Here is a 21,388-nt window from a genome sequence, read left to right on the forward strand (position 1 = left end):
CAGGTTTTGTGCCAGGGCTTCAGTTGAGGGTTGCCAATGCCGCTGCAGCCTCAGGCAGTTCAAGCTCGCTGAACACTTGAACCCCATGCCGTTTGAGCAGTGCTGCGGTCACGCCTTCGCCACGGACTTTCACCCCGCTGAACGTTCCGTCATAGGTCAGGACATTGCCGCAGGACGGGCTGTTGGCCTTGAGCACGGCAATGCGGATACCGTGCTTTTGCACACACGCCAGCGCTTGATACGCCCCTGAAAGAAACTCGGCGCTGACATCCTCGCCCGCGGTCGTCATGACCGGCTGACGGCCGTCGAGCACTTCAGCGCCCTGCCCTCCGGGAATTTCCGCGGCGGCCCGCGGTGTCGGTAAGCCACCCGCCACTTCGGGGCACAGCGGCACGACCCGTCCTTCTTCAATCCATTGCTGAAGTTGATCGAACGGCCCGCTCGCGCCACCGTCGTAACGCACGCGATGGCCGAGCAGACAGCGGCTTATCAGAATTTTTTGCATGATCAGAACGGCTCGTTACCCCGACGCCGGAACCACCCCGTCAACGACAGGCGATCACGGGTCGCGGGCAGGACTTCGTGGGGCACCTCCCCGGACAGAAACACCACCAGGCATCCGCCGGTCGGCACCACATCATGTTCGATGCCGTCCTCAAGGTACATGCGCAACTGGCCACCGTGTTCAGGCAGCCAGCCGTCGTTAAGGTAGATCACCGCCGACACCATGCGCCGATCATCGTCGCGAAAACGGTCGACATGTTTGAGGTAGAACGCGCCGGGCGGGTACAGAGCGAAATGGCTTTCGAAGTCTTCCAGTCCCAGGAACAAACCGCGATTCATGGCCTCGCGCAGACTGTCCATCAACCCCAGATAACGGTCGCAGGGCCCGCCCTCGCCGGGTTCGAGCCACTGAATATGATCGCCCCGAATACCCTCGCGAATCTCCGAGGTCGGCCCGCGCCCCACCGCCGCCGGGACCAGTTCGCCTTCGGCGGCACGTTTACGGCACTCGGCCGCCAGTTCCAGGGTCAAAGACTGGGGCAGGAAAATAGTCTGCTGTGACCAGCCGCGTGCAGCCAGGTCGTCGACGATACGTAACAGCAGCGGGTGATCAGAGGGTATTTGCATGGCGCGCATAGTATTCCTGTGCCTGCAAATCCGACAGCGCCGCGCAGCGGGTTTGATACGAATTCTCGACAAGTTCTTGTACCGCACGGAGAATAGTCGCCTGCTGACAGGAGTCCCTATGCGCCGTTTGCTTTTTTCACTGTTGATGCTCTGTGTTTTGCCCGCTTGGGCAGACGGCCACGACCAGCTGTACAAGGTTACCGGCTGGCCAGACCAACGCGCGCATTTTAACGATGCGCTGTCGGCCGCCCAGCAGCGTTATCAGAACAGCCTGCCGCCAGCCGTGTTCGACGCATTGGTGAACAACAGCAACCAGCGCTTCGCCCCTCAAGCCATCGACCAACGGGCCAAAGCGCAATTGCGCAAGACCCTCGCCGACCCCAAGCCCGCGTTATCGTTTTTTCAATCGGCCCTGGGCAAGAAAATCGTCGCCGCCGAACTGTTGGCGACCCGCCGCGATCAGTTGGCGAAAACCGCCAAGGGCTTGCCGAAAATCCAGGCCAGCGACAGCCGTGTATTAATCATCGGCCACCTGGCCCAGGCCCTCCCCGCCCGTGAAGCCGGTGCCGAAGTCAGCCTGGCGATTGCCGGCGTGGCGGCAGACAGCCTGAGTTCGATGATCCCCGGTTTGCTGGGCAGTGCTCAGGCACAGGGCATGTTGAATGGTCAGCGTCAGCGCTTGATGGATCAGATTGGCGCCGACCTCAATAACACGCTGCTGTATGTCTACCGCGACTTGTCAGATGACGAGCTGGAGGAATTCGCCACGTTTGCCGAATCCGCCGAGGGCAAGGCGTATTACCAGGCCGCGCTGGCGGCAATTCGGGCGGGGTTGGCGGTGGGGCAAAGTACCTCGAACCTGAGCCCGTAATTTCAGCGTCTGGACGCACACCGTTGAACTGCGCACTCATGTCGAAGCGAGCCGGCTCGCGAAGAGGCACGGACCTTCGCTAAAGATTGCGCCCCTTGATCCGCTTGCTCAAAAACCCAAAAAACTCCTGCCGCAATGCCAGCGTCTCGTTCGCCAGGTGATGCCGCGCCTCGGGCAGCATCAATACCTGCGGCCGATCAAACTTGGCCTTCAACACCTCAAGGTTATGTGACCAATCCACCGTCATATCCGCTTGCCCCTGAACAATCAGTGGCCGGCGCGGGCTGCTCGGTGCCGCTTCGATGCGCTTGATCCAGCGCCCCAGCGCCCCGACCCAGGCGGTCGGCAATCGCAGCGGCTGCAAGGGGTCAGCTTGCAGAAAGGGCAAGAAAGCCGGGTCGTTGGAGTTTTCGCTGAAGCGCCGGGCAATCCCTTTGACGAAAGGTTTGAGTACGTAATAGCTCACCTGCGACCATCCCCAAGCACGGGGTCGCACCAGCGGCGACAACAAAATCACCTGGCCCTGAGCCGGGGTGTTCACGCCTTGATTGAGCACATGATCAATCACGATTGCGCCACCGGTGCTCTGCCCGCACAAGTGCCATGGTTGCGGCAACTCCAGCGCCTGAGCCTCGCCGAACAGACCTTGCAGGGTGTCTTGATACTCGGCGAAATCCTTGATGCTCGCGCGCTCGCCGCTGGACAGGCCATGCCCCGGCAGGTCACAGGCGATCACCGCAAACCCTTGCTCCAGCGCCCACTCGATGACATGCCGATAGAGCCCGGTGTGATCGTAGAAGCCGTGAAACAAGAACAACGTCGCCCTCGCACGCTCCGGCCACCAGACCTGGCTGACCACCTCATAACCATCGACTTCGAAACGGCCAAGCCCGGTACGAAGCTTACGTCCTGGGAAGTCCAGCGCATAAAACCGCTGATAGGCCAGCGCCTCTCCCGACAGCGGCTGCCACTCGGCCAAAGGCCGCAGGCTGGCGCGCAAATGATCGGGGTCGAAAGTGGCAGGCATGAGGTCATCCGAAACGTGAAACTGACTTTATGGGCCTGCGATATTCATCTGTCGCGACAAGCATGGCAAGCTAGCCGACCTTCGAGGACTCAAACCCATGCGTTCGGCCTACCGCACCTCCTTGCTTGCCAGCCTGGTCGCCCTCGTGTGTGCCGGCGTCTTGTGGGCCGCTTACGACTGGTTTCAGGGCCGCTATTTACGAGCGTTCAACGAGCACACAGCGGTGTTTTCCGGTGATTCGTTACGCCTGCCTGACGACCTCGCCGGCCCTGGGCCCGTCCGCCTCGTCCACTTCTGGGACCCGGCCTGCCCATGCAATGTTGGCAACCAACAACACCTCACTGAACTGGTTGAGCACTATGTACCGCAAGGTGTGGCGTTTTATGCGGTACAAAAGCCCGGCAGCCACGGTCAGTTACCCAGCACCCTGCGCGGCCTGAAAAGCATTGCCGTGCTGCCCGGTTCCGAGCAAGTCGCCGTCAGCCCGGCGGTGGCCATCTGGGACCGCGCCGGCAAGCTGGCGTATTTCGGTCCTTATAGCGAAGGCCTGACCTGCAATTCGAGCAACAGCTTTATCGAACCGATCCTGCAAGCGCTGAACGAAGGCCGTGCGGTGAATGCGACCCACACGCTGGCGGTGGGTTGTTACTGTCCTTGGCCGGTGGCTGAACCGTAAGGCATTCCGGACTTTTCAAGGACGGCAGTGCCCGGCACAGAACGACTGTGCTACATGTTTGCAGCCTGCACGGGCGGCAACCCCGAAAGAACAAGGAGTCACCATGAAACGCGTCCTGACCGTACTTGCCCTGCTGATCGTCGCGCTTGCCATCGGGGCCGGCGGGTACGTGTACAGCAAGCAGCCGACGCGCCAAGGCCAAGTGGAACTGAAAAACCTGCAACGTTCGGTGACCGTGCGTTACGACGAACGCGGCGTGCCGCACATTCGCGCCGAAAACGAAACGGACCTCTATCGCGCCCTCGGCTATGTGCAGGCCCAGGACCGGTTGTTCCAGATGGAAATCATGCGCCGTCTGGCCCGAGGCGAACTGGCCGAGGTCCTCGGCCCGAAACTGCTGGAAACCGACAAGCTGTTCCGCAGCCTGCGTATTCGCGAGCGCGCCGAGCGCTATGTTGCCGACCTTGATCGCCAGTCGCCGGCGTGGAAGGCGCTGCAAGCCTATCTGGACGGCATTAACCAATATCAGGACGGGCATGCCGCGCCCGTCGAGTTCGACGTACTGGGGATCCACAAGCGCACGTTCACCGCCGAAGACAGCATCAGCGTCGCCGGCTATATGGCTTACAGCTTTGCCGTCGCGTTTCGTACCGAGCCTTTGCTGACTTACGTGCGCGATCAACTGGGCCCCGATTACCTGGCCATCTTCGACCTCGACTGGCAACCCAAGGGCGCGCTGGCCAAGCGACGCGCCACCCCCGCGCCAGCCCTGGCCGCCAGCGACTGGAAAGACCTGAACGCCCTCGCCCGCTTGAGCGAACAGGCCCTGGCCGATAACGGCTTGCCACAGTTCGAGGGCAGCAACGCCTGGGTGATTGCCGGCAACCGCAGCAAAAGCGGCAAACCGTTGCTGGCAGGCGATCCGCACATTCGCTTCTCGGTGCCTTCGGTGTGGTACGAGGCACAACTGTCGGCGCCGGGATTCGAACTCTACGGCCACCATCAGGCGTTGGTGCCCTTCGCGTTCCTGGGGCACAACCTGGATTTCGGCTGGAGCCTGACCATGTTCCAGAACGACGATCTGGACCTGATCGCCGAGAAGGTCAACCCGGACAACCCGAACCAAGTCTGGTATCACGAAAAATGGACGGACATGGTCAACACCGAGCAGCAGATCGCGGTGAAGGGCCAGCCGGCGGTGACGCTGACGCTGCGCCAGTCGCCTCACGGTCCGATCATCAACGATGCGCTGGGCACTGCCGCCGGCAAGACACCGATTGCCATGTGGTGGGCGTTCCTCGAAACACCGAATCCGATTCTCGAAGGTTTCTACCAGCTCAACCGCGCCGATACCCTGGCCAAGGCCCGCGCTGCGGCCGCCAAGGTGCAGGCGCCAGGTTTAAACATCGTCTACGCCAACGCCAAGGGTGACATCGGCTGGTGGGCTTCGGCGCTGCTGCCCAAGCGCCCGGCAGGGGTCAACCCGGCTTTCATCCTTGATGGCAGCACGCACCAGGCAGACAAAGAAGGCTTTTACCCGTTCAGCGCCAACCCTCAGGAAGAAAACCCCGCGCGCGGTTACATCGTTTCGGCCAACTTCCAACCGGTGTCGCCAACCGGAATGGAGATTCCCGGTTACTACAACCTCGCCGACCGTGGGCAGCAGCTCAATCGCCAGCTCAGCGACAAGAGCATGAAATGGGACAACGAGGCCAACCAGCAACTGCAACTGGGCACCACCACCGGTTACGGCCCGCGCTTGCTGGCGCCATTGCTGCCGGTACTGCGTGAAGTGGTGAGCGATCCCGGCGAATTGAAACTGGTGGAACAACTGGCGCAATGGCCAGGCGACTACCCACTCGATTCCATCAGCGCCACGGTGTTCAATCAGTTTCTGTTCAACCTGGCCGACGCAACGATGCGGGACAAGTTGGGGAATGATTTTTTCGAGACGCTGCTGTCGAGTCGGGTGATCGATGCGGCGCTACCGCGTCTGGCGGCCAACCCGGATTCGCCGTGGTGGGATAACCGCACCACGCCAGTCAAGGAAACGCGCGCCGACACGGTGAAAGTCGCATGGCAGGCGAGCATGGCGCACTTGAAAGCGACGCTGGGTACCGATTTCGCCCAGTGGCAGTGGGGCAAGGCGCACACCCTGACGCACGGCCACCCACTGGGAATGCAGAAGCCGTTGGACCGCATCTTTAACGTCGGCCCATTCTCGGCGCCCGGCAGCCATGAAGTGCCGAACAACCTCTCGGCCAGGATTGGCCCGGCACCGTGGCCCGTGACCTACGGCCCCTCGACCCGACGGCTGATCGACTTTGCCGACCCGGCGCACAGCCTGACCATTAACCCCGTGGGTCAAAGCGGCGTGCCGTTCGACAAGCACTACGAGGATCAGGCTGAGGCGTATATCGACGGCATGTATGTGCAGGCGCACTTCAGTGATGAAGAGGTGACGGCCAATACCCGCAGTACCTTGAGGCTGCTGCCAGCGCGGTCTGCGCGGTAGATTTTCGTTGCCTGGCAGGCTCGCGCACAGCGTGGACCGCGATCAATGTGCATGCGGGCCTGCTCTGGAAGAGGCCCGCATCGACGGCAAACACCGCTCAAACCATCGCCGCAAAATTCACCCTGAACTGCTGTGGTGTCACCCCCAGCCTGCGGTTGAACACACTGCGCATGTGCTGGGCATCGCGAAAGCCGCATTGCCAGGCGACCGTCTTGAGCGCGGCACCGGTACTTTCGAGCATGACCCGCGCCGCATCGACCCGCGCCCGCTCCACGAACTCGGCCGGGGTGACTTTCGCGTCCCTGGCGAACACTCGGGAAAAGTTACGGGCGCTCATGTTGGCCGCACGGGCCAAGTCGGCGATGCTTAGGTCTGCGTTGAGATTGGCCAATACGTAGAGCTGCACCAGCGCCACTGCTGAGGTCTGTTCGGCGTGTGGGGTGAGGAACGGGCTGAACTGTGATTGACCGCCCGAGCGCTGGGTGAACACCACCAACCGTTTCGCCACGCTGAGCGCGACTTCCGGGCCGTGATCCTTCGCCAGCAAATACAGCGACAGATCGATCCCCGCCGTCACCCCGGCCGAGGTGTACAGCTCGCCGTCCTGGACGTACAGACGGTCCGCGTCGACATGCGTCGAGGGGCACAACTGCGCCAACGCTGCGGCATCACTCCAATGGGTGGTCACGGTCCGCCCCTCTAGCAGTCCAGCACGGGCGAGGACGAACGCGCCGTTGCAGATCGAGCCAAACCGTTGCGCGACCGCGCAAGCGTCACGCAGCCAGGCCTCGAATGCCGCGCCGAAATCCCTGAACGGCAACTGCGGCCCACCGGCCACCAGCAACAAGTCATAAGCCTCGCGCGCCTCACTGAAGTGTCGGTGAGCGTTCAGTGATAACCCGTTGGAACACGGCATCACCCCACGCTCAACGCCGATCACCTCCAGCCGATAGTGGTCCTCCGGCGCCAGAAAGCGATTGGCCTCGGCGAACACGTCCATGGGTCCGGTGACGTCCAGCGACTGAACCCCGGAAAACACCACGATGCCGACGGTTTTTTGCATGGTTCAAAACGCCCTCAATGGGGTGATGCCACAGTCGAGGCAAACACAAAACCTGTGGGAGCGAGCCTGCACCATGGAATCATCCACGTGGACCGCGCTGACTGCCCACCCTAGCCAATCCAGCCCCAACAAGCGAGGTTGGCGCGATATGCCTACTCATTGGCCGGGATCGCAGCCATGGATCAATGGTCGGGTTGGCGGTACGGGCACAGACTTTACTCGTCAGCGCCACCACGGCGTTCTCCATGAGGAAAGCTCCATGAGCAGCATCATTGCCGGCATCAGGATTCCCGATAGCGCACTGGCCCAAGCCACCACCGAATACATTCGCGACGTCGAATCCGACCTGTTGTACCACCACTCACGCCGAGTCTTTCTGTTCGGAGCCTTGAGCGGAGAGCGCCAGTGCCTGGCCTACAACGCGGAGCTGCTGTATGTCGGCGCCATGTTCCATGACGTGGGTTTGGTGGCAGGTCTGCGCAGTGACCGTGAGCGTTTTGAGGTCGACGGCGCCAATGCGGCCAAAGCTTTTCTCAAGCCCTACGGGCTCAGCGATGACGATATTGAGCAGGTGTGGTTGTCGATTGCGCTGCACACCACGCCAGGCGTGACCCGGCATCTGCGCCCGAACGTGGCGCTGGTCACGGCGGGGGTCGAGATGGATGTATTGGGGATCGATTACGCGGCGTTTTCCCACGCACAGCGTGAGGACGTGGTGCATGCACACCCGCGAGGAGAAGGGTTCAAAGAGTGCATCCTGTGCGCGTTTGCCAACGGTTTCAAACACAAGCCGGACACCACGTTCGGAACGGTGAACGCAGACGTGCTGATAGACAGCCAACCAGGATTCAAGCCGATGAACTTCGTCGAGATCATCCGCAAATCCCCTTGGGCGGCCTGAAACAACGGTGGGAACGAGCAAGCTCGCGCCCAAGGCTGAACCGGGTTGGCCACGGCTTCATGGCCAACCCTGCATCAGGTTCAAGTCGCTTGCGAAGGCTGTGCGCGACGCACGTCCGGTTGCTTCCAGGAGTCGGCAGCACTTTCATCGATGGCCTGCTGAATCGCACGTTTGCGCGCTTCTTCGGCACGGCGACTGAAGAACCAAACCATGAAGGTAACGATCGACACCGCCAACAGGATCAGGCTGGCCACGGCGTTGATCTCAGGTTTCACGCCCAGGCGCACAGCCGAGAACACTTCCATCGGCAAGGTCGTGGAACCGGGACCGGAGACGAAGCTTGCCAGCACCAAGTCATCCAACGACAGCGCAAAGGACATCATGCCCCCGGCTGCCAACGACGGCGCGATCATCGGAATGGTGATCAGGAAGAACACCTTCCATGGCCGCGCACCGAGGTCCATGGCCGCTTCTTCGATGGACAGGTCCAGCTCACGCAAGCGCGCCGACACCACCACCGCCACATAGGCGGCACAGAACGTGGTGTGGGCGATCCAGATGGTCACGATGCCGCGTTCCTGTGGCCAACCGATCATCTGCGCCATGGCCACGAACAGCAGCAACAGCGACAGACCGGTAATCACTTCGGGCATGACCAGCGGCGCGGTGACCAGACCCCCAAACAATGTACGGCCCTTGAAGTGAGTGATGCGAGTCAGCACGAACGCGGCCAACGTGCCCAGCGCTACTGCTGCAATCGCCGTGTAGCAGGCAATCTCCAGCGAACGCATCACTGAACCCATCAATTGCGTGTTATCCAGCAGGCCCACGTACCACTTGATCGACCAACCACCCCACACCGTGACCAACTTCGATTCGTTGAACGAATAGATCACCAGAATCAGCATCGGCAGGTAGATGAACAGCAACCCCGCCACCAGCATGAAACTTGAGAAACTGAAGCGCTTCATTCTTTGCCCTCCATTTCTTTGGCCTGGCTGCGGTTGAATAGGATGATCGGCACGATCAGGATCCCCAGCATGACAACCGCCAGGGCAGACGCTACCGGCCAGTCACGGTTGTTGAAGAACTCTTGCCACAGCACTTTACCGATCATCAGGGTTTCCGGACCGCCCAGCAGTTCCGGGATCACAAACTCGCCCACGACCGGAATAAACACCAACATGCAGCCGGCGATGATGCCGTTCTTGGACAGCGGAATAGTGATCTTCCAGAAGCTGTTGAAGGTGCTGGAACCAAGGTCCGAGGCGGCTTCGAGCAGGCTGTTATCGTGTTTCACCAAGTTGGCGTAAAGCGGCAGGATCATGAACGGCAGGTACGAATAGACCACGCCGATGTAGACCGCGATGTTGGTGTTGAGGATCTGTAGCGGTTCGTTGATCCAGCCCATGCTCATCAGGAAGCCGTTGAGCAGACCGTTGTTGCTGAGGATGCCCATCCACGCGTAAACGCGGATCAGGATCGCGGTCCAAGTCGGCATCATGATCAGCAGCACCAGCACCGTCTGTAGCTCTTTGCGGGCACTGGCGATGGCGTAGGCCATCGGGTAGCCGATGAGCAGGCAGAGGACGGTGCTGAAAAACGCCATCTTCAACGAGCCGAGGTAGGCAGCGATGTACAACTCGTCATCGCCGAGCATCGCGTAGTTGCCCAGGTTCAGCAGCACTTGCAGCTTTTGGTCAACGAAGCTGTAGATCTCGGTGTACGGCGGGATCGCGACGTCGGCTTCAGCAAAACTGATCTTCAGGACGATGAAGAAAGGCAGCATGAAGAACATGAACAGCCAGATAAACGGAACCCCGATGACCAGTTGGCGGCCACCGGGAATTATTCGACTGAGTCGGCGCTTGAGCTTTCGCATGTTCATGAGCGAAGCACCACGCCGCTGTCGTCTTCCCACCACACGTAAACCTCGTCACCCCAGGTCGGACGCGCGCCACGGCGCTCGGCATTGGCCACAAACGACTGCACCAGTTTGCCGCTCGGCAGTTCGACGTAGAACACCGAATGGCCGCCGAGGTAGGCAATGTCATGCACTTTGCCGCTGGACCAGTTGTATTCGCAGGTCGGCATTTGGGCAGTAACCAGCAGTTTTTCCGGCCGGATTGCGTAAGTCACGGATTTGTCTTGCACCGAGGTACTGATGCCGTGGCCCACGTAGATGTGACGGTCCAGGTCTTTGCAAGTGATGGTCGCGTGGCCTTCGGCATCGTCGATCACTTCGCCTTCGAATATGTTGACGTTGCCAATGAACTCGCAGACCAGACGGCTGGTTGGGGTTTCGTAGATGTCGATCGGGCTGCCGATCTGGGCAATCCAGCCCAGATGCATGATCGCGATGCGCTCGGCCATGGTCATGGCTTCTTCCTGGTCATGAGTCACCATCACGCACGTTACGCCGACGCGCTCGATGATCTCCACCAACTCCAGTTGCATCTGCGAGCGCAGTTTTTTGTCCAGCGCTCCCATGGGCTCATCGAGCAACAACAGCTTCGGCCGCTTGGCCAGCGAACGCGCCAGCGCCACCCGCTGACGCTGGCCGCCGGACAACTGATGCGGCTTGCGCTTGGCGTACTGGCTCATCTGCACCAGCCTGAGCATCTCGGCCACGCGGGCATCGACTTCAGACGACGGGATCTTGTCCTGCTTGAGACCGAAGGCGATGTTCTGCGCCACGGTCATGTGCGGAAACAAGGCGTAGGACTGAAACATCATGTTGATCGGCCGCTCGTAAGGCGGCATGTCGGTAATGTCTACGCCATCGAGGAAAATGCGCCCCTCCGTGGGTCGCTCGAACCCGGCGAGCATCCGCAGCAAGGTGGATTTGCCCGAACCCGAACCGCCAAGCAAGGCGAAGATTTCGCCTTTCTTGATTTCCAGGGACACGTCGTCCACGGCAATCGTCTCGTCGAACTTCTTCGTGACCCGGTCGATTTTGACCAACACCTCTTTAGGTGTCTGGTCGCCCTCGAGGGCTTTCTTGTAGGCGCCGGAGGCAACTGCCATTTACGAAACTCCCAACAAAATTTGCAGTTCGCCCGACACAGGCGAACCTTGGATAGTTTGAGCCTTGACGCTATTTACCCGACTTGACCTTCGTCCAGCTGCGGGTCATCAAACGCTGAATGTTCGGGGGTAACTCGACGGAGACGTAGGTTTTGTCGAGCACCGCTTGCGGTGGATAAACCGCCGCATCGGTGCGGATAGACTGCTCCATCAACGTGTCCGCCTTGGGGTTTGGGTTGGCGTAGCCGACAACATCGCTGACCTGTGCGATGACCTCAGGTTTGAGCAAATAGTTGATAAACGCATGCGCTTGCTTGACGTTGCTCGAGTCTTTCGGGATTGCCAGCATGTCGAACCACAGCGCGCCACCCTCTTTCGGAATGGCATAGGCGACGTTCACACCTTTACCCGCCTCGGCCGCACGCGCCTTGGCCTGGAAAATGTCGCCGGAGAAACCGATCGCGATGCAGATATCGCCGTTAGCCAGATCCGAGATGTATTTGGAGGAGTGAAAGTACGTCACGTAAGGGCGCACTGCCAGTAACTTTGCCTCAGCCTTTTTGTAGTCTTCGGGGTTGGTGCTGTTGGCGTTCAGGCCCATGTAATTGAGGACCGTGGGCATCATTTCATCGGCCGAGTCGAGGAACGCCACGCCACAACTGTGCAGCTTCTTGATGTTTTCCGGCTCGAACAACACGCTCCAGGAATCAATCTTGTCGATGCCTAATACCGCTTTGACCTTGTCGACGTTGTAACCGATGCCGTTAGTGCCCCACAGATACGGCACCGCGTACTGGTTGCCCGGATCGTTCTGCTCCAGGCGCTTGAGCAGCACCGGATCGAGGTTCGAGTAATTGGGCAACTGCGACTTGTCGAGTTTCTGGAACGCTCCGGCCTTGATCTGTTTGCCGAGGAAGTGGTTCGACGGCACGACCACGTCATAACCGGTGCGCCCCGCCAGCAACTTGCCTTCCAGGGTTTCGTTGGAGTCAAACACGTCATAGACCGGTTTGATGCCCGTGGCTTTCTGGAAATCAGCCAGGGTGGTCGGAGCGATGTAATCCGACCAGTTATAAATATGCACAGTGGGTGCAGCCTGGACACTGAAAGCGAGTGTCAAGCCAGCGCCAACCCACAGGGCATTGCGCAACAAAGAAAAAATAGGCAAGTAGAGGTCCTCTAAAATTAGTTGGGCCCAAGTTGCCCAGCGTTACATGACAGCCACGGCGGCCTGGCAACAAATCCGGCGCGCAACTTACCCTCGATAAACCAATCCAGCAAAACTTTCTGTCATTTAATGTTTCCTGTTGCCACCGCCGCGCAGACGACAGCAACAGGAAAGTGCTTCAAACCGGCTTATTTACCGGATTTGATCTTGGTCCAGCTGCGGGTCAGGATCCGCTGGCTTGCGGCCGGCAAATCGGCAATCGCGTACAGCTTGGCCTGCACATCCGCTGGCGGGTAGATGCCTGGATCGCTGGTGATTTCTTTATTCACCAGCGGTGTTGCCGCCGCGTTGCCGTTCGGGAAACGCACAGCGTTGGTGATTTCAGCCATGATTTCCGGCTTCTGCAGGAAGGTCATGAACTTGTAGGCGCCTTCGACGTTTTCGGCATCTTTAGGGATGGCGACCATGTCGTAGAAGCTGCCCGCACCTTCTTTCGGAATGTTGTAGCTGACTTTCACCTTGTCACCGGCTTCAGCCGCGCGGGACTTGGCTTGGTAGACGTCACCCGAGTAACCCACGGCGACACAGATATTGCCGTTGGCCAGGTCCGAGATGTACTTGGACGAATGGAAGTAACCGATCGAAGGACGGATCTTCAGGAACAGTGCTTCAGCTTCAGCCAGTTGCTTCTTGTCCTGGCTGTCGGTTGGATAGCCCAGGTAATGCAAGGCAATCGGAATCATCTCGGTCGGTGAATCCAGGAAGCTGATCCCGCACGACTTCAACTTGGCGGCGTTTTCAGGCTTGAAGATCAAGTCCCAGGAATCGGTCGGTGCATCAGCACCCAATGCGGCCTTGACCTTCTCGGCGTTGAAACCGATACCGATCGAACCCCACATGTAAGGGAAGGCGTGTTTGTTACCCGGGTCACTGACCGATACGGCCTTGAGCAGCGACTCGTTGAGGTTTTTCCAGTTAGGCAGCTTGGACTTATCCAGTTCCTGGTAAACCCCCGCCTTGATCTGCTTGGCCAGGAAGTTATTCGACGGGACGACGATGTCGTAGCCGGACTTGCCTGCCAGCAACTTGGCTTCGAGGGTTTCGTTGCTGTCGAACACGTCGTAGACGACTTTGATGCCCGACTCGGCTTCGAATTTCTTGATGGTGTCCGGGGCGATGTAGTCGGACCAGTTGTAGACGTGCAACACCTTGTCATCTGCCTGAACAGCACCCGCCATCACGCCCATCAGGGACATGGCGAGGAGGGTCTTGCCAGCTAACTTCATACCTAACGCCTTCATGGGTAATGCTCCAAATTTTCTTTTTTGAACCACTTGTTCAGCGGCCGAAACTGGGCAACTGGAACCGCGGCTAGTCTGGCAACATCCAAGGCGGTCTTTCAAGGAAAGGCCATCCTTTCTTAATGCTCTGAACGACAGTGCCTAAAGCACTCGCGCCCAGAGCCTAGCACTTAGCCTTCGAGCACCTGCAAGGTCAAGTCCAGGCACTTGCGTGCCTTGGTTACCAACTCATCGATCTCTGCCGGTGTAATCACCAGTGGCGGAGCAATGATCATGGTGTCGCCCACGGCACGCATGATCAGACCGTTGTCGAAGCAGAACTGTCGGCAAATCATGCCCACACCCTTACCGTCATATCGTTTGCGCGTGGCCTTGTCCTGGACCAGTTCGATCGCCCCCAACAGACCCACGCCGCGCACTTCCCCCACCAGCGGATGATCGCTCAGCGCCCTTAGACGCTTTTGCAAATAGGGTGCCGTTTCGGTACGAACCCGCTCGATAATTTTTTCGTCGCGCAGGATACGGATGTTTTCCAGCGCGACCGCAGCGGCTACCGGGTGCCCTGAATAGGTAAAGCCGTGGTTGAAATCTCCGCCTTCATTTAATACCGCGACTACTTCATCGCGCACGATGAGGCCTCCCATCGGGATGTAGCCGGAGGTCAGGCCCTTGGCGATGGTCATCATGTCCGGCTTCAAGTCGTAGTAGTCGCTACCGAACCACTCGCCGGTGCGGCCGAAACCGCAAATCACTTCATCGGCCACGAACAGAATGTCGTACTTGGCGAGAATTTCCTTGATGCGCGGCCAGTAGCTATCAGGCGGAATAATCACGCCGCCGGCACCTTGAATCGGCTCGGCAATAAAGGCGCCTACATTGTCCACGCCAACGTCCAGAATCTTCTCTTCCAGTTGATTGGCCGCCCACAGCCCGAACGCGTCAGGGCTCATGTCGCCCCCCTCGCCAAACCAGTAAGGCTGGGCGATGTGGACGATGCCCGGGATCGGCAAATCGCCCTGTTCATGCATGTAAGTCATACCGCCCAGGCTCGCGCCGGCAACGGTGGAACCGTGATAGCCGTTCTTGCGACTGATGATGACTTTCTTCTTCGGCTGGCCTTTGATCGCCCAGTAGTGGCGAACCATACGCAGCATGGTGTCGTTGCCTTCGGAGCCCGAGCCGGTGAAGAACACGTGGTTCATGCCTTCAGGCGCGATGTCAGAAATGGCTTTGGCCAGTTCCAGTACCGGAGGGTGGGCGGTCTGGAAGAACAGATTGTAGTAAGGCAACTCGCGCATTTGTTTGCTGGCGGCATCCGCCAGCTCATCGCGACCGTAGCCGATGGCCACGCACCACAGACCGGCCATGCCGTCGAGAATCTTGTTACCTTCGCTGTCCCAGAGGTAAACCCCCTTGGCGCTGGTAATGATGCGTGGGCCTTTCTCTTTGAGCTGTTTGAAGTCGCTGAACGGGGCCAAGTGATGCTCGCTGCTCAGGGCCTGCCATTCACGGGTTTGCGGGTTGCTGCTAGTCATGCGAATTCTCCTAAGATTCGAATAGTGGGCGCGGCCAAGTGCCGCCGCGCCCGACGCCTCAGACGGCAAAGAGCAGAAATTCCCGCTCCCACGAACTGATGACGCGCTTGAAGTTTTCATGCTCGGCCCGCTTGACCGCGACGTAGCCCGTAATGAATTTCTTGCCCAGGTACTTCTCGATGGTCGCGCTGTTTTCCATACGCTCCAGCGCGTCTTCGATGGTCAGCGGCAGGCGCAGGTTGCGGCGTTCATAACCGCGCCCAACCACCGGCGCGCTGGGGTTGATGCCTTCGACCATACCGATGTAACCGCAGAGCAGGCTCGCGGCAATCGCCAGGTAGGGGTTGGCATCGGCGCCCGGCAAGCGGTTTTCCACCCGACGGTTTTGCGGCCCGGCATCCGGAACCCGCAGGCCCACGGTACGGTTCTCTTCGCCCCACTCCACGTTCACCGGGGCCGAGGTGTCTGGCAGGAAACGGCGGAACGAATTGACGTTGGGAGCAAACAACGGCAGCAATTCAGGAATGAATTTCTGCAGGCCACCGATGTGGTGCAGGAACAACTGACTCATGCTCCCGTCTTCATTGGAGAAAACGTTCTTGCCGGTCTCAATGTCGATGATGCTCTGGTGCAAGTGCATCGCACTGCCCGGCTCACCGGTCATGGGTTTGGCCATGAAGGTCGCTGCCACGTTGTGCTTGAGCGCCGCCTCGCGCATGGTGCGTTTGAACACCAGAATCTGGTCGGCCAGGGACAGTGCATCGCCGTGACGGAAGTTGATTTCCATCTGCGCCGTACCGTCCTCATGGATCAGGGTGTCGAGGTCCAGCTCCTGCAATTCGCACCAGTCATAGACGTCTTCGAACAGCGGATCGAATTCGTTCGCCGCTTCAATCGAGAACGACTGACGACCGGTTTCCGGGCGACCGGAACGGCCTATGGGCGGTTGCAGCGGGAAGTCCGGGTCTTCGCAACGCTTGGTCAGGTAAAACTCCATCTCCGGCGCCACGATCGGCTGCCAGCCACGCTCGGCATAAAGCTTCAAAACCTTTTTAAGCACGTTGCGCGGCGACAGCTCGATCGGGTTGCCTTGCTTGTCATACGTGTCGTGGATCACCTGAGCGGTAGGCTCGACGGCCCACGGCACCAGAAAGACGGCGTTCTGGTCGGGGCGGCAGATCATGTCGATGTCGGCCGGATCGAGCAGTTCGTAATAGATGTCATCTTCGACGTAGTCGCCGGTCACGGTCTGCAACAGAACGCTCTCGGGCAGACGCATGCCTTTTTCAGCAATGAACTTGTTGGTCGGCGAAATCTTGCCCCGAGTGATACCGGTCAAGTCGCCAATCATGCATTCGACTTCTGTGATCTTGTGGTCTTTCAACCAATCAGTGAGCTGGTCGAGGTTGTTACTCATAAATGCCTCTAGGCTGGGTTTCCTGACTCTTATAAGTCAGGCGTTGTTTGACGCATCGGCGTCGCGTGATAAAGCGGGCCGGGCACACCAATACCCGTGTAAATCAACGGGAGGGTTATCACATCGCGTGCAGAATCATTAGCAGTACCCGATGCATAGGCTGGGCCGCTACCGTGAAACGGTTCTATATTGGAGAGAGTGTCGGTAAAGACAATGCCATACAGACCGTCCAGAATATCTGACGACCTTGGCAAATTAGCGGGGAACGAAAGAATCAACGGCACGGTGCTGACCATCGAGGCCACAGCGTGAACGTATGGATCGCCACTGATGTGATAAGCATACAGACCGACTTGCTTTGAGCAGGCGGTGATGCCGATTAACGGCAGGCGAGACATGAAGCACCCCTATATTATTGCTGTTATGGGTTTGAATCGAGCTTAGCCTTGTTCATTTTTTTACACAACACCCCCGTAAAAAATACAACACGGCACGCTCAAGCCCGCGGGCGCTACAAGCCCCAAGGCCAAAAAAACGCCCCAAAGTGCCTCAAAAAAGCCCTGCAAGCGCTTTTTTAGGGCAAAAAAGGCCTCGCTTGACTTCGGCATGCCGTTCGGGTTGACTGAAACCCGAAGAGCTCAATGATTGATATTTTTAACAACAAAGGTGTTGCATCATGTCGGTACCCCCGCGTGCCGTTCAGCTTAACGAAGCGAACGCGTTCCTTAAGGAACATCCTGAGGTTCTGTACGTTGACCTTCTGATTGCGGATATGAATGGTGTGGTGCGCGGCAAGCGCATCGAACGCACCAGTCTCCACAAGGTTTACGAGAAAGGCATCAACCTGCCGGCCTCTCTATTTGCTCTGGATATCAATGGCTCTACGGTGGAAAGCACCGGCCTGGGTCTGGACATCGGCGATGCTGACCGAATCTGCTATCCCATCCCAGACACCCTCTGCAATGAGCCTTGGCAGAAGCGCCCGACCGCGCAACTGTTAATGACCATGCACGAACTCGAAGGCACGCCGTTCTTCGCCGACCCTCGTGAAGTGCTACGACAGGTCGTGGCCAAGTTCGATGAGATGGGCCTGACCATCTGCGCTGCGTTCGAACTGGAGTTCTACCTGATCGACCAGGAGAACGTGAACGGGCGGCCTCAACCGCCGCGCTCGCCGATCTCCGGCAAACGCCCGCATTCGACACAGGTCTACCTGATCGACGATCTCGACGAATACGTCGACTGCCTCCAGGACATCCTGGAAGGTGCGAAAGAGCAAGGCATCCCAGCCGATGCCATCGTCAAGGAAAGTGCCCCGGCTCAGTTCGAAGTGAACCTGCACCACGTGGCCGACCCGATCAAGGCCTGCGACTATGCGGTTCTGCTCAAGCGCCTGATCAAAAACATCGCCTACGACCATGAGATGGACACTACCTTCATGGCCAAGCCTTACCCAGGCCAGGCGGGTAACGGTCTGCACGTCCACATCTCGATTCTCGACAAAGAAGGCAAGAATATTTTTGCCAGCGAGGATCCCGAGCAGAACGCCGCACTGCGTCACGCGATCGGCGGTGTGCTCGAGACCCTACCGGCGCAGATGGCTTTCCTCTGCCCGAACGTCAACTCCTACCGTCGTTTCGGCGCACAGTTTTACGTGCCGAATGCACCCTGCTGGGGTCTGGACAACCGGACTGTTGCAGTGCGCGTACCCACTGGCAGTGCCGACGCCGTTCGCCTGGAACACCGCGTTGCCGGTGCCGATGCCAACCCGTACTTGCTGATGGCTTCAGTCCTGGCCGGCGTACACCACGGCCTGACCAACAAGATCGAGCCGGGCGCGCCCGTGGAAGGCAACTCCTACGAGCAGAATGAGCAAAGCCTGCCGAACAACCTGCGCGATGCATTGCGCGAGCTGGACGACAGCGAAGTCATGGCCAAGTACATCGATCCTAAGTACATCGATATCTTCGTGGCCTGTAAGGAAAGTGAGCTGGAAGAGTTTGAACACTCCATCTCCGACCTTGAGTACAACTGGTATCTGCATACCGTGTAATCGGTTGCCGTAAAAAGAACGCCGCCGGCCTCAAAGCTGGCGGCGTTTTTTTATGGATTTTAGGCAATGGGACCGAGTCGACTGCCCGCGAAGGCGTCTGACAAGACAACATCAAACCCTGCTCGTACAATGCACGCTGCCCCGCAGGAGACGCCAATGACCCGCCCCGCCATTATTCGCAAACCTCGCGCACGCAGCCAGGCCCGGATCGATTCGATACTTGAGGCCGCCCGCACGCTGCTGGCCGCCGAGGGCGTGGCCAGTCTGTCGATCTACAGTGTTGCCGAGCGCGCACAGATCCCGCCCTCCTCCGTCTACCACTTCTTCGCCAGTGTACCGGCGCTGCTCGAAGCCCTGACTGCCGATGTTCACGCTGCGTTTCGTGCCTGCCTGCAAGCCCCCATCCATCACGAAACACTCAACTCCTGGCACGACCTGTCACGACTGGTGGAGCAGCGTATGCTCGCCATCTACGACGAAGACGCCGCCGCCCGACAGCTGATCCTGGCCCAGCATGGTCTGACTGAAGTGACCCAGGCTGACCGTCAGCACGACATCGAGCTGGGCGACCTGATGCACAAACTGTTCGACCATCACTTCGAATTGCCGAGACTTGCGACGGACGTCGATGTCTTTGCCCTGGCCATGGAGCTGGGCGATCGGGTTTATGCACGCTCGGTGCAGCAGCACGGGCAGATTACGCCGCGCATGGCGGAAGAAGGGATGCGGGTGTTTGACGCTTATTTGGGGCTATACCTGCCGCCGTATTTGCCCAAACGTTTACTGTGATTGTTCCACGAGTCATTCCCACGCAGCGCGTGGGAACGGCCGGGCTCGCACCCTCCGGGGTGTTCGCAATCACATGTTTATAGCTTGGCGATGGAGACTTCGGTGGATTTCACGAATGCAATCACTTCGCTGCCGACCACCAGTTCAAGCTCTTTCACCGAGCGAGTCGTGATCACCGACGTGACGATGCCGGAAGCAGTTTGAACGTCGATCTCCGACAACACGTCGCCCAGCACGATTTCCTTGATCGAGCCTTTGAACTGGTTACGAACGTTGATGGCTTTGATAGTCATGATGTTGATTCCTGTCGTTGAGAGGAGGCTTGAGTTATTGAGCCCAGCGCAGTTGCGTAGGCAAAGGTGAAACAGGTTCCGGCTCCGGCGGCTCGCCGGGCAGAGACAACACACGGTTGAGCACTTCGGTTTCCAGCGCCGCCAGCCGATGGGAGCCGCGCACCCGAGGGCGCGGTAGCTCAACATGAAGGTCGAGGCCGACTTCGCCCTCCTCGATCAGAATCACCCGATCAGCAATGGCCACCGCTTCACTGACGTCATGGGTCACCAGCAACACAGTGAAGCCGTGTTTTTTCCAGAGTCGTTCGATCAGTTGCTGCATTTCAATTCGGGTCAACGCATCCAGAGCGCCCAAGGGTTCGTCCAGCAGCAATAGGCGCGGTTTGTGGACCAACGCGCGGGCCAGGGCCACACGTTGCTTCTGTCCACCGGACAAAGCGGCTGGCCACTCGTCGGCGCGATCGGCCAGACCTACCGACTCCAGTGCTTCCAGTGCTTGCGGGCGCCAGTTGCCCTTGAGCCCAAGGCCGACGTTGTCGATGACCTTCTTCCAGGGCAGCAGGCGCGCTTCCTGGAACATCAATCGAGTGTCTTCCCGTGCCTCACTCAGCGGCGCGGCACCGGCCAGCAACTCACCGCCCGAGGGCAAGTCAAGACCGGCGAGCAAGCGCAGCAAGGTGCTTTTGCCGCAGCCGCTGCGACCGACCACGGCGACGAACTGACCCGCCGGGATGTGCAGGTCGATTTCACGCAACACCTGCCGCGAACCGAAGGTTTTTTGCAGTTTGCGCACCGCCAGCGGAATACCGCGCAGCAAGCGCGGGGGTTGTTGAGCCGTCATACCGCACCTCCCTTGGCGACTTGATAGGCCGGATGCCAGCGCAGCCACACGCGCTCAAGTCCACGGGCCGCGAGGTCGGCGAGTTTGCCGAGCACCGCGTACAGCAAAATGGCCACGACCACGACGTCGGTCTGCAAGAACTCTCGAGCATTCATCGCCAGGTAGCCGATGCCGGAACTGGCAGAAATGGTTTCGGCAACAATCAGCGTCAGCCACATGAAGCCCAGTGCAAAACGCACCCCGACCAGAATCGACGGTAACGCGCCCGGCAAAATCACTTGGCGGAACAGGCTGAAACCGGACAAACCGTAACTGCGCGCCATCTCCACCAGCGCCGGATCGACATTACGAATGCCGTGATACGTATTGAGGTAAATCGGAAATACCGTGCCCAAGGCCACCAGGAAAATCTTCGCCGACTCATCAATGCCGAACCACAGAATCACCAGGGGGATCAGGGCCAAGTGCGGCACGTTACGAATCATCTGCACCGAGCTGTCGAGCAACCGCTCGCCCCATTTCGACAGACCGGTGATGAACCCCAACGCCAGCCCGATGCTGCCGCCGATCACAAAACCCAGCGCCGCGCGCCAACTACTGATCGCCAGGTGCGTCCAGATTTCACCGCTGCGCACCAGATGCGTGGCGGCTTCGATCACGGCCACGGGTGAGGGCAGAATTCGCGTCGATAACCAACCCGCCGACACTGACAACTGCCACACCGCCAGCAACAGCAATGGCAACGCCCAAGGCGCGAGGCTGTGGATAATTTTCTTCATG

At 59.1% G+C, this 21,388-nt stretch carries 20 protein-coding genes and 1 pseudogene; 6 read left to right on the plus strand and 15 right to left on the minus strand.

Translation table 11 applies throughout. The annotated features are described in order from the left end of the window. Positions 1-19: 19 nt before the first annotated feature. Positions 20-505: a DUF523 domain-containing protein gene (locus tag RHM68_RS24230; RefSeq protein ID WP_322219517.1), complete on the minus strand. Its 486-nt coding sequence runs from the start codon at positions 503-505 to the stop codon at positions 20-22. A 2-nt stretch (positions 506-507) separates the two neighbouring features. After that, positions 508-1,140, minus strand: a complete 633-nt coding sequence (locus RHM68_RS24235) for a 2OG-Fe(II) oxygenase (protein WP_322219518.1) — start codon at positions 1,138-1,140, stop codon at positions 508-510. Between the two features lie 109 nt (positions 1,141-1,249). On the opposite strand from RHM68_RS24235, the gene RHM68_RS24240 reads away from it, so the two are divergent. After that, the gene (locus RHM68_RS24240; protein WP_322219519.1) at positions 1,250-2,002 is read left to right on the plus strand and encodes a hypothetical protein; all 753 of its coding nucleotides are present in this window, start codon (positions 1,250-1,252) and stop codon (positions 2,000-2,002) included. A gap of 79 nt (positions 2,003-2,081) precedes the next feature. Here RHM68_RS24240 and RHM68_RS24245 read toward each other — a convergent pair whose 3' ends face one another. Next, a complete protein-coding gene (locus RHM68_RS24245) occupies positions 2,082-3,029 on the minus strand; it encodes an alpha/beta hydrolase (RefSeq protein ID WP_322219520.1) in 948 nt (315 codons plus the stop codon). A 97-nt stretch (positions 3,030-3,126) separates the two neighbouring features. Here RHM68_RS24245 and RHM68_RS24250 point away from each other — a divergent pair, with 97 nt between their 5' ends. Next, on the plus strand, positions 3,127-3,705 hold the full coding sequence (locus RHM68_RS24250) for a DUF6436 domain-containing protein (protein WP_322219521.1): 579 nt from the start codon (positions 3,127-3,129) through the stop codon (positions 3,703-3,705). Positions 3,706-3,808: 103 nt separating this feature from the next. Continuing rightward, positions 3,809-6,220 carry a penicillin acylase family protein gene (locus RHM68_RS24255; protein ID WP_322219522.1) on the plus strand — a complete coding sequence of 804 codons (2,412 nt, stop codon included), beginning with the start codon at positions 3,809-3,811 and terminating at the stop codon, positions 6,218-6,220. Between the two features lie 97 nt (positions 6,221-6,317). Here the strand turns inward: RHM68_RS24255 and RHM68_RS24260 are convergent, their stop codons facing one another. After that, positions 6,318-7,283, minus strand: coding sequence for a GlxA family transcriptional regulator (locus RHM68_RS24260; RefSeq protein WP_322219523.1), 966 nt, complete (start codon positions 7,281-7,283; stop codon positions 6,318-6,320). Positions 7,284-7,542: 259 nt separating this feature from the next. On the opposite strand from RHM68_RS24260, the gene RHM68_RS24265 reads away from it, so the two are divergent. Beyond that, positions 7,543-8,184 (plus strand): HD domain-containing protein, encoded by a 642-nt coding sequence (locus RHM68_RS24265; RefSeq protein WP_322219524.1) that lies wholly within the window; start codon positions 7,543-7,545, stop codon positions 8,182-8,184. An 80-nt stretch (positions 8,185-8,264) separates the two neighbouring features. On the opposite strand, the gene RHM68_RS24270 is transcribed toward RHM68_RS24265, so the two are convergent. From RHM68_RS24270 to RHM68_RS24305, 8 genes and pseudogenes are all read right to left on the minus strand, one after another. Continuing rightward, a complete protein-coding gene (locus tag RHM68_RS24270; protein WP_322219525.1) occupies positions 8,265-9,155 on the minus strand; it encodes an ABC transporter permease subunit in 891 nt (296 codons plus the stop codon). Then, complete coding sequence (locus tag RHM68_RS24275; RefSeq protein ID WP_322223932.1) at positions 9,152-10,033, minus strand: ABC transporter permease subunit; 882 nt, start codon at positions 10,031-10,033, stop codon at positions 9,152-9,154. Before RHM68_RS24275 ends, RHM68_RS24270 begins: the two co-directional genes overlap by 4 nt. Positions 10,034-10,068: 35 nt before the next feature. Next, positions 10,069-11,211 carry an ABC transporter ATP-binding protein gene (locus RHM68_RS24280; protein ID WP_322219526.1) on the minus strand — a complete coding sequence of 381 codons (1,143 nt, stop codon included), beginning with the start codon at positions 11,209-11,211 and terminating at the stop codon, positions 10,069-10,071. 70 nt (positions 11,212-11,281) lie between these two features. Beyond that, positions 11,282-12,379, minus strand: a complete 1,098-nt coding sequence (locus tag RHM68_RS24285; protein ID WP_322219527.1) for a polyamine ABC transporter substrate-binding protein — start codon at positions 12,377-12,379, stop codon at positions 11,282-11,284. Positions 12,380-12,567: 188 nt separating this feature from the next. Beyond that, complete coding sequence (locus RHM68_RS24290; RefSeq protein ID WP_322223934.1) at positions 12,568-13,665, minus strand: polyamine ABC transporter substrate-binding protein; 1,098 nt, start codon at positions 13,663-13,665, stop codon at positions 12,568-12,570. A gap of 185 nt (positions 13,666-13,850) precedes the next feature. Further along, positions 13,851-15,215: an aspartate aminotransferase family protein gene (locus tag RHM68_RS24295; RefSeq protein WP_322219528.1), complete on the minus strand. Its 1,365-nt coding sequence runs from the start codon at positions 15,213-15,215 to the stop codon at positions 13,851-13,853. A gap of 58 nt (positions 15,216-15,273) precedes the next feature. Beyond that, positions 15,274-16,632, minus strand: a complete 1,359-nt coding sequence (locus RHM68_RS24300; RefSeq protein WP_322219529.1) for a glutamine synthetase family protein — start codon at positions 16,630-16,632, stop codon at positions 15,274-15,276. Between the two features lie 80 nt (positions 16,633-16,712). After that, positions 16,713-17,030 (minus strand): annotated as a pseudogene (locus tag RHM68_RS24305) (gamma-glutamyl-gamma-aminobutyrate hydrolase family protein); the annotation flags it as partial. Between the two features lie 278 nt (positions 17,031-17,308). Between RHM68_RS24305 and RHM68_RS24310 the strand changes: the two are divergent. Together RHM68_RS24310 and RHM68_RS24315 are read left to right on the plus strand one after the other, a co-directional pair. Continuing rightward, the gene (locus tag RHM68_RS24310) at positions 17,309-18,685 is read left to right on the plus strand and encodes a glutamine synthetase family protein (RefSeq protein ID WP_322219530.1); all 1,377 of its coding nucleotides are present in this window, start codon (positions 17,309-17,311) and stop codon (positions 18,683-18,685) included. A 156-nt stretch (positions 18,686-18,841) separates the two neighbouring features. Further along, positions 18,842-19,474, plus strand: coding sequence for a TetR/AcrR family transcriptional regulator (locus RHM68_RS24315; protein WP_322219531.1), 633 nt, complete (start codon positions 18,842-18,844; stop codon positions 19,472-19,474). A 77-nt stretch (positions 19,475-19,551) separates the two neighbouring features. Here RHM68_RS24315 and RHM68_RS24320 read toward each other — a convergent pair whose 3' ends face one another. The 3 genes from RHM68_RS24320 to ssuC are packed head-to-tail and all read right to left on the minus strand — an operon-like array spanning position 19,552 to position 21,387. Beyond that, positions 19,552-19,767 (minus strand): TOBE domain-containing protein, encoded by a 216-nt coding sequence (locus RHM68_RS24320; RefSeq protein ID WP_003229256.1) that lies wholly within the window; start codon positions 19,765-19,767, stop codon positions 19,552-19,554. 34 nt (positions 19,768-19,801) lie between these two features. Next, on the minus strand, positions 19,802-20,608 hold the full coding sequence (gene ssuB, locus RHM68_RS24325; protein ID WP_322219532.1) for an aliphatic sulfonates ABC transporter ATP-binding protein: 807 nt from the start codon (positions 20,606-20,608) through the stop codon (positions 19,802-19,804). Continuing rightward, positions 20,605-21,387 (minus strand): aliphatic sulfonate ABC transporter permease SsuC, encoded by a 783-nt coding sequence (gene ssuC / locus RHM68_RS24330; protein WP_322219533.1) that lies wholly within the window; start codon positions 21,385-21,387, stop codon positions 20,605-20,607. The genes ssuB and ssuC overlap by 4 nt, the downstream gene beginning before the upstream one ends. Position 21,388 lies beyond the last annotated feature (1 nt).

The organism is Pseudomonas sp. DC1.2, from assembly GCF_034351645.1.
In the GTDB taxonomy this organism is placed as follows: domain Bacteria; phylum Pseudomonadota; class Gammaproteobacteria; order Pseudomonadales; family Pseudomonadaceae; genus Aquipseudomonas.

Excerpts from the sequence above, each read along its gene's own strand:
- RHM68_RS24265 (WP_322219524.1), top strand. The coding sequence starts at position 7,543 with ATGAGCAGCATCATTGCCGGCATCAGGATTCCCGATAGCGCACTGGCC.
- RHM68_RS24310 (WP_322219530.1), top strand. The coding sequence starts at position 17,309 with ATGTCGGTACCCCCGCGTGCCGTTCAGCTTAACGAAGCGAACGCGTTC.
- RHM68_RS24290 (WP_322223934.1), bottom strand. The coding sequence starts at position 13,665 with ATGAAGTTAGCTGGCAAGACCCTCCTCGCCATGTCCCTGATGGGCGTG.
- RHM68_RS24240 (WP_322219519.1), top strand. The coding sequence starts at position 1,250 with ATGCGCCGTTTGCTTTTTTCACTGTTGATGCTCTGTGTTTTGCCCGCT.
- RHM68_RS24295 (WP_322219528.1), bottom strand. The coding sequence starts at position 15,215 with ATGACTAGCAGCAACCCGCAAACCCGTGAATGGCAGGCCCTGAGCAGC.
- RHM68_RS24235 (WP_322219518.1), bottom strand. The coding sequence starts at position 1,140 with ATGCGCGCCATGCAAATACCCTCTGATCACCCGCTGCTGTTACGTATC.
- RHM68_RS24255 (WP_322219522.1), top strand. The coding sequence starts at position 3,809 with ATGAAACGCGTCCTGACCGTACTTGCCCTGCTGATCGTCGCGCTTGCC.
- RHM68_RS24230 (WP_322219517.1), bottom strand. The coding sequence starts at position 505 with ATGCAAAAAATTCTGATAAGCCGCTGTCTGCTCGGCCATCGCGTGCGT.
- ssuC (WP_322219533.1), bottom strand. The coding sequence starts at position 21,387 with ATGAAGAAAATTATCCACAGCCTCGCGCCTTGGGCGTTGCCATTGCTG.
- ssuB (WP_322219532.1), bottom strand. The coding sequence starts at position 20,608 with ATGACGGCTCAACAACCCCCGCGCTTGCTGCGCGGTATTCCGCTGGCG.
- RHM68_RS24245 (WP_322219520.1), bottom strand. The coding sequence starts at position 3,029 with ATGCCTGCCACTTTCGACCCCGATCATTTGCGCGCCAGCCTGCGGCCT.
- RHM68_RS24320 (WP_003229256.1), bottom strand. The coding sequence starts at position 19,767 with ATGACTATCAAAGCCATCAACGTTCGTAACCAGTTCAAAGGCTCGATC.
- RHM68_RS24300 (WP_322219529.1), bottom strand. The coding sequence starts at position 16,632 with ATGAGTAACAACCTCGACCAGCTCACTGATTGGTTGAAAGACCACAAG.
- RHM68_RS24270 (WP_322219525.1), bottom strand. The coding sequence starts at position 9,155 with ATGAAGCGCTTCAGTTTCTCAAGTTTCATGCTGGTGGCGGGGTTGCTG.
- RHM68_RS24260 (WP_322219523.1), bottom strand. The coding sequence starts at position 7,283 with ATGCAAAAAACCGTCGGCATCGTGGTGTTTTCCGGGGTTCAGTCGCTG.
- RHM68_RS24315 (WP_322219531.1), top strand. The coding sequence starts at position 18,842 with ATGACCCGCCCCGCCATTATTCGCAAACCTCGCGCACGCAGCCAGGCC.
- RHM68_RS24250 (WP_322219521.1), top strand. The coding sequence starts at position 3,127 with ATGCGTTCGGCCTACCGCACCTCCTTGCTTGCCAGCCTGGTCGCCCTC.
- RHM68_RS24280 (WP_322219526.1), bottom strand. The coding sequence starts at position 11,211 with ATGGCAGTTGCCTCCGGCGCCTACAAGAAAGCCCTCGAGGGCGACCAG.